The organism is Lacinutrix sp. 5H-3-7-4, from assembly GCF_000211855.2.
Lineage (GTDB): Bacteria > Bacteroidota > Bacteroidia > Flavobacteriales > Flavobacteriaceae > Lacinutrix.
Genome location: NC_015638.1, coordinates 1,798,052 through 1,809,919, shown reverse-complemented (window position 1 = coordinate 1,809,919; position 11,868 = coordinate 1,798,052). Strand labels below are relative to the sequence as shown.

The window sequence follows — 11,868 nt, the reverse complement described above, 5'->3', positions numbered from 1 at the left end:
ATACACATTTTTTTAATCTTTATAAGTATTTAAATCAAAAAATGCTTTGCCTAAATATTTAAGACAAAGCATTTTATTATTTTGATTATTAATTTTACTGTTGGTTTTCGTAAATAGTTACAGTACCACTATCTTCATTTGAGACTATTAGCAAGTCTCTCTCATTTGGACTGTTTATTGCTGGCACAATTAATAATCCTTCTGGTGCTTCATCTCCACTATGAGATAAGATAGTTAAAAATACTGGAGCAGCAGGATTTGTAATATCGTAAACCATAATTTGATCTGTTCTTTCTAAGCCTACAAAAAGAATATAACGTTGGTTACCCAAGTTTAAAACCTCTACACTTTCTGGCTCTGCTCCTTTATCATCACTTCTACCATCACCATCATTAAAATTAGCTGGTGTTGCTGCTAGTGTTTCTGTTGCTATACTATTACCACTATCGTAAACCTTAGCTCCATTTCCATTCCAAATTGTAAAAGAACGTGCGCCATAAGAGTATAACACATCGTAATCGCCATCGTTATCTGTATCACCTTCAGAAATCATAGCTTTTAAACGACCTAAATTAGCATCATCCTGAAAATTCTCTATAGCAGGAAAAGCTGTTGGGTCTAAATTTAAATCTTTAATACGCTCTTCTCCTATATAACCTGGTGAACCATCATATTCTCTTGCATCACCTTCGTTAGCAGAAATAATATAATCTGTACCTAAAATATTTACGTAAGTAATTGCATCTGGTTGGTATAAACCACGAACTGGCCAATTTTTTAAAACTGTTTCTCCATCGTCATTACTAGCATCTAAACTGTTTTGAGGTAACATATGGTCCTTATACCCTAATGGATATATAGTTTCAATAGTTTTTGTTACTAAATTTACTTTTGCAATACCGTTGTTTTCTTGTAATGATACCCAAGCCGTTTGAGAATCGTCTGATATTGTAATATATTCTGGTTCTACATCTTGTGCTAAACTAGCATTAGGTCCAAAAACTCTAAAGTTTTGAGATTTTAAAGTTTCTTCCTGTGTATTAAATGATGTAAAATCTAATGTTGTTATAGAATCGTCGTTTAAATCAATAATACTAATTGTTCCCATTGGATCAACAGTATAATCTGCATTTGGTTCTCCCTCGTTAGCAGATACGATTAAATTTCCATTATTAGAAAATGTTACCATGTCTGGTAATGCTCCAACAGTATATTCATTAATTAATGTAGCATCTGTTGTATTGTAAACTAATATTTTTCCAGGATTTTGTTTAACGTTTGCTTCTACTGCAATAGCTAATTTCCCGTTAGATACTGAAACACTATTTGGAACTCCAAAAGCATTTAAACTAATTGATGTTTCTTGTACAGGTGTATCTAAATCTGAAATATTATAAATTGAAATTTCGTTGGATTCTACATTTGTAACAAATAACTTATTTGTAGAAGAATCGAATGCTGAAATTTCGGCTGAAGCTTCTCCTCCAACATTAATTGTTGTTTTGTATTGAAAATTAACTTCTGTATTAACAGGTTCTGTTACAATAGTTGTGTCATCATCATCTTGACAACTAAAAGAAAGTAATGCTATTAAAGCTAATGTGGTTGGTTTAAAGTATTTCATTATTTTGGTTTATTGTTTAACCATAAAATTGAAATAATAGCTTAACTTAAATGTTATGCCAACCACAACAAATCCTTAGTTTTTTAATCCAAAAGTAAGTTGTTTTTTAAATGAATGTAACGTTATTATTTACTGATTGTAACCAAAGCGTTTTAACTGGCGTTGATTACTCCTCCAGTTTTTATTAACTTTTACGTATAATTCTAAGTGAATTTGTTTACCAAAAAATGTTTCTAAATCTTTTCTAGCTTCTACTCCAACACGTTTTAAGGCACTACCTTTGTGACCTATAATAATTCCTTTTTGTGTTTCGCGCTCAACCATTATTACAGATCGTACTCTAATAATTTCTTCTTCTTCAAAAAACTCTTCGGTATCAATCTCTACTGCATAAGGTATTTCCTTTTTATAATGCATCAAGATTTTTTCGCGAATAGTTTCGTTTATAAAAAAACGTTCTGGCTTATCTGTAAGTTGATCTTTTGGGTAAAACGGTGGTGATTCTGGTAATAACTCTATAATACGATCAAAAACTTCTTTTACATTAAAACCTTCTAAAGCAGATATTGCAATAATTTCGGCATTAGGTACTTTTGTAGCCCATAATTGCACTTGTTCTTCTAATTGTACTTGATTAGATTTATCTATTTTATTTAATAATAATAAAACAGGAATTTTTGCATTGGTTATTTTATTAAAAAAAGCTTCATCTTTTAATTCTTTTTCACCTATTTCTACCATGTAGATAAGTAAATCGGCATCATCAAAAGCAGATTTTACAAAATCCATCATAGAGGCTTGTAACTCGTAAGCAGGTTTAATAATTCCAGGTGTATCACTTAATACAACTTGAAAATTTTCTCCATTTACAATACCTAAAATACGGTGTCGTGTTGTTTGCGCCTTAGAGGTTATTATAGATAATTTTTCACCTACAAAGGCATTCATTAGTGTAGATTTCCCAACATTAGGATTTCCAATAATATTTACAAAGCCTGCTTTATGACTCATACTCTTTTTTGTTTTAATAGGTTGCAAAGTTACGACCTTGGTTTGTTTATTCCTCTATCATACATAACAATACTTCCTGCGACTGCTACATTTAAACTTAATTGCGATTTAAATTTAACTAAAAAATGGCTTTTTTCTATAGCTTGCTTAGATAAACCATGATCTTCTGCTCCTAAAAGGTATACGCAACGTCTTGGATGATGAAAGGTTTCTAGCGCTACAGCACTATCATCTAACTCCACACCAACTAATCTTGCGCCTTTAGGAATATTTTTATAAAAATCTTCGAACGTTTTATAATGAAAATAAGGCATAGATTTTACCGCATTATGCGTATCACAAGCTTGCTTTGCATAACGATTACCTATTGTAAAAATATAACTTGCTCCTAGATTTTGTGCGGTTCGCCAAAGTACACCTAAGTTTTCGGGCGTTTTTCCGTTTTGTATTCCTATTCCGAAATATTCATTTTCAAAATTATCTACCATTTTACAAAAGTAAAATTTTTATACTTTTTATACTCTTGTATTTTAACAAAGTACTTTCTTAAAGTTTTATTAATTAACTGAAAGGTCTCAAGTTTAAAACGACAAAACTTGTAGATTTATCCAAAATTAAAAAATGTCACTACGTAAATTATTTCTGGTTATTATTACCGCTTCTGTTTTCATCTCATGTAAAGACGACAAAGAAAACACTGTAAACAAAACTATTACCACAACTCAAGATACAATTGTAACTAAAAAACTTAGCAAATCTCAAAAAATAATAGCAGAAACTATAGCTGCACATGGTGGTACATTATATAACACTGCTCACTTTTCTTTTGTTTTTAGAGGAAATACTTATCACTTTAAAAACAACGGAAACAATTTTGAATATAAAAAAATATACACTAAAGATGAGTTTTCTATTACAGATGCTTTGAAAAATGGTACTTTTTCAAGAACAATAAACAATCAAGAAATTTCACTTTCTAATAAGCTTACTAAAAGCGCTTCTTCAGGAATAAACTCTGTAATATATTTTGCCACATTACCTTATAAATTAAGTGATAGTGCTGTTAATTCAAAATTTATTGAAACCACAACTATTAAAGACAAACAATACAATGTTATAGAAGTTACATTTAATAAAAATGGTGGCGGTGAAGATTTTGACGATGAGTTTTATTATTGGATAAATACAAACACAAATAAAATAGACTATTTAGCTTACAGTTATAACGTAAATAAAGGTGGCGTAAGATTTAGAAGTGCCTATAACCCTAGAGTAATAGATGGTGTAACATTTCAAGATTATATAAATTATAAAGCTGAAACAGGAACGCACTTAAAAGATTTACCTAAACTTTTTGAAGCTGGCAAGCTTAAAGAAGTTTCTAGAATACAAACCGAAAATATAATTAACTTAAACAAACACTAAAAAATGAAAAAACTATTATTTATTATCGCAATTGCTATTACAGCAACAACAGTTAACGCTCAGGAATTTGCTAAAATGGACAAAAGCCCAATGGATCGCGCTTACTTTCCTGCTGGAGCACCACATAGAGCCTTTAAAAAAGATGCCGCAGAAAAAATGGCTTTAGAACCACAAATAAGAGTTACATATTCTAGACCTGCGAAAAAAGGAAGAGATGTCTTTGGTGGATTATTAAAATTTGGAGAAGCCTGGAGAATTGGAGCAAATGAATCTACAGAAATTTTATTTGTAAACGATGTTAATTTTGGTGGTAAAAACATAAAAGCTGGTCGTTATTCATTAATTATTATTCCTACTGCTACAGAGTGGACATTAAAATTAAATACCGGTTTAGACGGTTGGGGAAATTATGGCTATGATGCCAGCAAAGATATTGCTAGTATTACAGCGCCTGTAGCTAAAAGTAGTAAAGAAATTGAAAACCTTTCTATTGCTTTATACGAGGCTTCAAAAAACACAGTACACCTAAAAATTGGTTGGGATAAAAGTATTGCAGAATTTCCAATTTCAATTAAATAACTACTAATAATTTACTTTAACACAAAGTAAATTTAATAAAGCACTTTTGAGATCTCAAAAGTGCTTTTTTTATTTAGGATTTAAAATATTTACTTTTATCTTTACTAAAACTGTAATTTCTAGAATGAAGCATATTAATATCACTGCAGAAAGTACTGCCGAAACTGTAAAACAAATTCAATTAATTATTGGAGGTGTTATAGTTGAGCGTTGGGGAGAATATACACTTCAAGTGGATAATGATATTGCTAAAGGAGATATAAGATTTATAACCTTTGATTGGGGTGGAAGTTTATTAGAGTATAATATTACTTTTTTTGAAGAAGTAGAACTTAAAATGGACACCTCTAAATACAACCCAATTCATTTTACTTATTGCTTAAATGGGTATTGCGAGCATAAGTTCGATTCTCAAAAACAAAGAAAACGCTTAGAGCAATTTCAATCTGTAATAATCTCATCAAAAAACGGAGGTTTTAATTATGGGTATTTTCCTAAAGACATAAAATTAGAAATAAACGTCATTCAAATAAACCGTGTAAAATTTATAAACAAAAGGTTAAATGATGCTTCATTACTAAATCAAAACCTATACAATGTATTTTGTGATACAGATCACGAAAATGTATTTTCATACTTTGGAACATACAATTTAAAACTTGCCGATAAAATTAGTGCGCTAAGAAAAATTAAAAATAAAGGTATGATGCGTTTATTGTTAATAGAAGGACAAGTCTACCAAATTTTAGCTTTACATATGGAGCAACACAAAAAAGATGTTGCCATTAAAAAGAAAAAAACTTCACTCTCTAAAACAGAGTTAAAACAAATACGAGAACTTTCTAAGCAAATTTTAAAAAACGTATCTACAAACTATACAGTTGCAGAACTTTCAAACATCTCTGGATTACCACAAGCAAAACTTCAGGAAGGATTTAAATTTTTATATGCCAGAACTGTAATAGAATATATAAGACATGTACGCTTAGAAAAAGCTAGAGATTTAATGAGTACAACTAATTTAAATATTTCTGAAATTGTTTACTCTATAGGTTTTAGCAGCCGTAGTTATTTTTCTAAAATCTTCAAGAAAAAATACAATATTAGTCCGAGTGCTTTTTTAAAAAATAAGCTTAGAGAAGTTGCTTAATATTTATATTACAAAAATAAAACACTGATAAACAAGTGTTTGTTATGTTAATTTATCATAACTCAAAATTATAAGTTGTTAAAAACTGCTAAACTTAATTATGTTTTAGCAAATGAGTCAAGCCACATTTTAAATGAACAAAAAAGCACTCCCAAATGCCTTTAGTTTTGGTAAAGAATTAAACGAAACATTAGTTTTGTTTATCAATTATTAACCAAAAAATTATTTAAAAATGAAAACTTTATTATACACATTTGCATTATTAATAGCTGGAACAGCATTTGCTCAAGACAGCGATAATCCTGTAGACCATATGGAAACCACCAAAGTAAAAACTGAAGGTGTAAAAACAAATGGTGAATTAAAACAAACAAAGGTAAAAGTTGTTACTAAAAAAGAACAAGAAGTAATGACAGATCCTAGACAATCTCACTTAAGAGATGCAGACCAAGTGATGGCACCAACCAAAACAACCAAAACAGTATCTATAGACAATAATAGCGATAACCGTTATGAGACTATGAACACTATTTCATATTACACATACGAGGATGTAAAATATAGTTTTAAGAGTGGAAAAAATGGATTTGTAATGACCACAAACAATGGAACTAAAGATGTGGTGTATGGTACTGCAAGAAAATCATCAAACGGTCAATTTTATTTATTTGATTCTAAAGGATATAATGGTGTTGGATATTTTGACAATAACAAGAATTTTGTAATTGAATATTATGATACAAAATTAAACAAAGTTGTAAACAAGTCTTTTAAATCGAAGAACCTGTAATAATACAACAACCACAAATATTAAAAACCTCGCATTTTGCGAGGTTTTTTATTTTTAATATTTACTAAGCTTTAAAAGACGATTCTCTTATAATAATACTACTCTTTATTTCTACTAATTTGCTAGAAACACTTTCTGTTTCCGCTTCAATTTCATCTATTAAATATTTAACAGCTACTTTTCCCATTTTCTCTCCAGATTGATCAACCGTTGTGAGTTTTGGCTCTACTATTGTTGAGTGAGATGAGTTACTAAAACCAACCACAGCAATATCTCTAGGTATTTCTACATTAAATTTTTTTAATGCTTGCATAACTCCAATTGCTGCAGCATCAGTTATTGCAAAAATGGCATCAGGACGTTTTTTTGCACTAAGTAATATATTTGCCATTCTTTTACCTTCTTTTAAAGAAATATCTTCAACACTAAGCACTAGTTTCTCATTTAATTCAATATTATTATCTAGTAAGGCTTTTTTGTAACCTAAATAACGTTTTTCAGAGTTATAAGAATAATCGCCTTCCTTTATAATAGCTATTCGTTTTTTTCCAATGTTAATTAAATGTTCTACAACATTATAAGCGGCTTCTTCATCGTTAATCGTTATTTGTGTACATGGTATTTTGTTAGAAACTTTATCAAATAAAACAATTGGTAAATTATTTAATGTAGATAAAATTTGTTCTACTTCTCTAGTTCGCTTTGTTAGTGAGGCTAAAATACCATCTACTCCAAACTGCAGCATAGTGTTAAACATTTCTTTTTGTTTGTTTTCATCATTATTCGATTCAGATATAATAACTCTATAACCTTTTGCTTCAGCTTCTTTTAATATACCTCTTACCATAGTAGTAGTGAAGTAATGCGTTATGTTTGGTACTATAACACCTATAATATTTGTTTTGTGATTTCTAAAACCTTTAGCAAAAATGTTAGGCACATAGTTTAAAGATTGTGCTAAGTTTTTAACACGCTTCTTGGTTTGTAAACTTATATCAGGATGGTCATTTAAAGCTCTGGAAACTGTTGAGGTAGATAGGTTTAGCTCTAACGCTAATTTTTTTAAGGTTGTAACTTCTTTTTTCATATTTATAAATGCTTAAAAAAACAATCGTTCCCGCAAACGATTGCGTACAAATATCGTACTTTTTTACATATTAAAATGCATATAATGCAATTATATTAGCTAAAAATTAACTAATTAAAAATAATATGAGAAAACTAACTATCTTAATTTTATGTCTTTTTAGCTTATCCGCAACATTTTCGCAAACCGAAATTTCTGGTACAGTTAAAGATAATGCTGGGTTTGTTATTCCTGGAGCGAATGTTATTATTTTAGACAGTAATTCTGGAGCTTCATCAGATTTTGATGGAAATTTCACTTTTACTACAAATCTAACAGGAACACAACAATTACAAGTATCTTATATTGGGTACACAACCTATACTCAAAATATTGAATTAACAGGAACTCCAATTACACTTAATATAGTTTTGCAAGAAGGAAACAATTTAGAAGAGATTGTACTTACAGCATCTTCTACATTTAGGTCACAAAAAGAAGCTCCTTTATCTATTAGCTCTAAAGGTATTAAAGAAATCACTAGACTTTCTGCTAATAGCCAAGCAGATATTTTAAGAGATGTTCCTGGTATTACTGCCGAAGGTGGTGGTGGTGAAACGGCAACCAATCTTTTTGTAAGAGGTTTACCATCTGGTGGACAGTATGTATTTAATCCTTTACAATACGACGGTATGCCACTTATGAGTACGTTTGGTTTAAACTCATCTGCTCATGATGTTTATGCAAGACCAGACGTTGGATTTAAAGGTGTAGAATTTGTACGTGGCGGATCTGCTGTATTATATGGAGCCGGATCTGTTGCTGGTATTATTAACTACACAAGTAAAACAGGAGATTCTAACGACGAAAATTTAATAAATGTTGAATGGGGAAATAATGGAAGACTAAAAACCGATTTCTATACCGGTGGTCAATTAGGTAGTGAAGACTCTAATACATACTATGCATTTACAGGTTTTGTAAGAAAAGATGATGGACCAATAGAAACAGGTTTAACAACTAAAGGAGCACAATTTAGAGGAAACATAAAACAAAAATTTGAGAATGGATCCTTTACAGTTCATGGTCAATATATTAATGATAAGGCACAATTTTATTTACCATTACCGCTTGATGGAAATTCAAGAGAAAGACTAAATGGTAATGATGGTGAAGAAGTAAATCAATTATTATCTGGAGAATTAGCAAACACTTCATTTTTAACTCCTGGTGGCGTTTACGAAAGCCCAATTGAAGATGGTGTTTACACAAAAGGTGGTTATGTTTTAGCAGATTTTAATTATAATTTAAACGACAATTTAAGATTTAAATCTAAAGTTAAATATGCCAGCTACCAGCACAATTTTGCACTGTACGTTGGTGGTAGTGGTGATTACGGCAACCCAATTACTCTTAATGACTATGTTGCTGCAGTAGCGCCAAACAATACTGCATTCAATGCAACATATCAAGGTGGCGCAGGCAACCAAATTAACGGTAACGATTTAGTTATAGAAAATTTACATGTAGATAGGTTGAGACCTATGACAGATTATTCTGGTGAAGCAAGTTTCATTTTAAAATCAGATAACGGCATTCACACTTATACTGCCGGAACTTTTTTAGCAAGAACAGAAGCCGAAGATGTTAACTACCAATACAGAGTACTTTCAGAATTCAATAATAATCCACAACTTGTAAACTTAAGTTATACAGATGCTGGTGGAAATAATGTTATATATTCTGAAGGAGGTTTATACAACAGAATAGGTATGACAGCAAATAACTACCTAACACAAAGCAGGACTGCCTTTTATTTTACAGATGAAATGGTTTTTGATAGATGGCGTTTTGATGTGGGTTTTCGTATAGAATCTACAACAGGTACATTTAGAAGAGGTAATATTGAAGAGTCTCAGGTTTATGAGGATACCGAGTTAACAACTAGCTTACAAAACGTACAATTTGCCGATGGCACTTTTACAACAGGTGAAATAAAAGATACAGATTGGGCAATATCTCTGGCCGGATTATATAAATTAACAGACGCTACAAACCTATACGCAAACTTCTCTAAAGGATACTTTTTCCCACAACAACGTGGCTTTAGTCCAACACCAGGAATAAGAGACACTAATTATGAAGCCGAAACAATTATACAAGGTGAAATTGGTGCCAAATTTGGAACCTCAAAATTCTCTGGATCTGTTGCAGCATACTATGTAGGATTAAGTGATCGTATTAGAATAGACCAAGCCATTTCTGGAGGACAGTTAGTTGACCAAGCTAGGAGCGAACAATCTACACAAACTTTAGGTCTTGAGGCAACTGCTAAATATAAATTTACAGACTATTTAAATGCTACTGCTACTTTAACATATCAAAATCATGAGATTACAACTAATCAAACCGAAGATTTAGTTAATGGCACTACAAGTACTATTAATGAAGGTAATGAAATAGCTAGACAACCTAATGTATTAGGGAACCTAGGAATTAATTTTGACAACAAAGTATTTGATGCAAACTTCTCTGTAAATCATACAGGTAAAAAGTTTACAGACGATACAAATAATGTAGAATTAGATGCTATTACAATTGCAAGATTAGGTGCTGGTTACACATTTAAAACAAACGAAGAAACAGCTTTACGTTTTGGTGTATCTGTCTTTAATTTATTTGATAGTTCTGGAATTACAGAAGGTAATCCAAGAGCTGGAATTGCAGGACAGTCTGCAGATGGAGACTTTTTTGTTGGACGTCCAATTTTACCAAGACGTTTATTTTTAACAGCTACTTTCAACTTTTAATTTTTATAATTCAATATTCAATTAGTCATATAACTCATCACTTTTAGCTAAGTAAAGTGATGGGTTATTTTTTCAAAAAAAAAACAATCTTTATTATATGAAGGATTTACAAAAAAACGCTATTACAGTATTAAACAATAACTGGAAAGATAAATTTAGCATACCATGCGAAAAGCTATATCCATTTCAATGGTTTTGGGACTCAGGATTAATTGCAATTGGGTTTGCACATTTTGATATGCCTAAAGCAGAAAAAGAAATAGAAACATTACTTGATGCGCAATGGAGCAATGGCTTTATACCTCATATTATTTTTCATACAGAAAGTGATTCGTATTTTCCTGGACCAGATTTTCACCGTTCAGATTTACATCCGCAATCATCAAAAAAATATAAATCTACAGGAATGACTCAGCCACCTGTAACAGGATTTGTATTACAGGATTTATACCGTATTAGTAAAGACAAAAAAGCTACACTTAAATTTATTGAAAGCGTAATAGATAAAGTTTACAAAAACCACGAATACTTTTACAGCCAGCGCGATCCTCAAAATGAAGGTTTAGTTTACATCTACCATAATTGGGAGTCTGGTACAGACAACTCTCCTATTTGGGATGACATTTGGGACACCATGAATCCACCAGAATATACTTTTGAAAGACGAGACACAACACATGTTGATGCTGCTCAAAGACCTTCTAAAAGAGAATACGACCACTATTTACATATTATAGAAATTGCAAAACAAAACAATTATAACGATCAAAAAATAGCCGAACTTTCTCCATTTTTAGTTCAAGACCCATTATTTAATGCTGTGCTATTAAAATCTAATCAAAGTTTAATAGATTTATATAGTATAATTGGCAATAATGAAGATAAAATTAAGCAACTTCAAAAATGGCAGAAAAAAGGTACAGAATCAATTAATAGCAAACTTTACGATTCAGAATTAGGTGTTTACGTGCATTACGATTTAAGAAATGAAAAATTATTAAAGCACGTATCATCTTCTTCTTTCTCTCCTCTTTTTGCAAATTTACCTAGTAAAGAGGTTGCAAATAAAATGGTTGATGTTATGATGGAAAAATTTGGCAATCCAGACCAATATCTTTGTGCTTCTTTTGATCCTACAAGTGAAAGGTTCAACCCTAAAAAATATTGGAGAGGTCCAGTTTGGGTTAATTTAAACTGGATGCTATACCATGGTTTAAAACAAAATGGTTTTAACGATTTAGCAAAACGAATGAAAAAAGACACTATAGAAATTATAGAAAAAAATGGTTTTTATGAGTATTTTGATTCGAGAAAAGAAGAACATAATAATGGAAAAGCTGGTTATGGTGGTCATAACTTTTCATGGAGTGCTGCATTATTAATAGATTTATTAAACGACTAAATAAACAACCA

10 protein-coding genes are annotated in these 11,868 nt (G+C 30.8%); 6 read left to right on the top strand and 4 right to left on the bottom strand.

Annotated features, from left to right (window positions below; all coding sequences use genetic code 11):
• Window positions 1–94: 94 nt before the first annotated feature.
• The 3 genes from LACAL_RS08000 to LACAL_RS07990 all read right to left on the bottom strand — a co-directional run bounded on the left by LACAL_RS08000 (window position 95) and on the right by LACAL_RS07990 (window position 3,123).
• The gene (locus LACAL_RS08000) at window positions 95–1,624 is read right to left on the bottom strand and encodes a choice-of-anchor I family protein (RefSeq protein ID WP_013870219.1); all 1,530 of its coding nucleotides are present in this window, start codon (window positions 1,622–1,624) and stop codon (window positions 95–97) included.
• 129 nt (window positions 1,625–1,753) lie between these two features.
• Complete coding sequence (era, locus tag LACAL_RS07995; protein ID WP_013870218.1) at window positions 1,754–2,635, bottom strand: GTPase Era; 882 nt, start codon at window positions 2,633–2,635, stop codon at window positions 1,754–1,756.
• A gap of 29 nt (window positions 2,636–2,664) precedes the next feature.
• The gene (locus tag LACAL_RS07990) at window positions 2,665–3,123 is read right to left on the bottom strand and encodes an RNA methyltransferase (protein ID WP_013870217.1); all 459 of its coding nucleotides are present in this window, start codon (window positions 3,121–3,123) and stop codon (window positions 2,665–2,667) included.
• Window positions 3,124–3,256: 133 nt separating this feature from the next.
• On the opposite strand from LACAL_RS07990, the gene LACAL_RS07985 reads away from it, so the two are divergent.
• The 4 genes from LACAL_RS07985 to LACAL_RS07970 all read left to right on the top strand — a co-directional run bounded on the left by LACAL_RS07985 (window position 3,257) and on the right by LACAL_RS07970 (window position 6,579).
• A complete protein-coding gene (locus tag LACAL_RS07985) occupies window positions 3,257–4,060 on the top strand; it encodes a DUF6503 family protein (RefSeq protein ID WP_013870216.1) in 804 nt (267 codons plus the stop codon).
• 3 nt (window positions 4,061–4,063) lie between these two features.
• Window positions 4,064–4,639 carry a DUF2911 domain-containing protein gene (locus tag LACAL_RS07980; RefSeq protein ID WP_013870215.1) on the top strand — a complete coding sequence of 192 codons (576 nt, stop codon included), beginning with the start codon at window positions 4,064–4,066 and terminating at the stop codon, window positions 4,637–4,639.
• Window positions 4,640–4,763: 124 nt separating this feature from the next.
• On the top strand, window positions 4,764–5,789 hold the full coding sequence (locus LACAL_RS07975; RefSeq protein ID WP_041301393.1) for an AraC family transcriptional regulator: 1,026 nt from the start codon (window positions 4,764–4,766) through the stop codon (window positions 5,787–5,789).
• 232 nt (window positions 5,790–6,021) lie between these two features.
• The gene (locus tag LACAL_RS07970) at window positions 6,022–6,579 is read left to right on the top strand and encodes a hypothetical protein (RefSeq protein ID WP_013870213.1); all 558 of its coding nucleotides are present in this window, start codon (window positions 6,022–6,024) and stop codon (window positions 6,577–6,579) included.
• Window positions 6,580–6,643: 64 nt separating this feature from the next.
• Here the strand turns inward: LACAL_RS07970 and LACAL_RS07965 are convergent, their stop codons facing one another.
• Complete coding sequence (locus tag LACAL_RS07965) at window positions 6,644–7,666, bottom strand: LacI family DNA-binding transcriptional regulator (protein ID WP_013870212.1); 1,023 nt, start codon at window positions 7,664–7,666, stop codon at window positions 6,644–6,646.
• Between the two features lie 125 nt (window positions 7,667–7,791).
• On the opposite strand from LACAL_RS07965, the gene LACAL_RS07960 reads away from it, so the two are divergent.
• Both LACAL_RS07960 and LACAL_RS07955 read left to right on the top strand, forming a co-directional pair.
• Window positions 7,792–10,455 (top strand): TonB-dependent receptor, encoded by a 2,664-nt coding sequence (locus LACAL_RS07960; RefSeq protein WP_013870211.1) that lies wholly within the window; start codon window positions 7,792–7,794, stop codon window positions 10,453–10,455.
• 97 nt (window positions 10,456–10,552) lie between these two features.
• A complete protein-coding gene (locus LACAL_RS07955; RefSeq protein ID WP_013870210.1) occupies window positions 10,553–11,857 on the top strand; it encodes a trehalase family glycosidase in 1,305 nt (434 codons plus the stop codon).
• The last annotated feature ends 11 nt before the right edge of the window (window positions 11,858–11,868 follow it).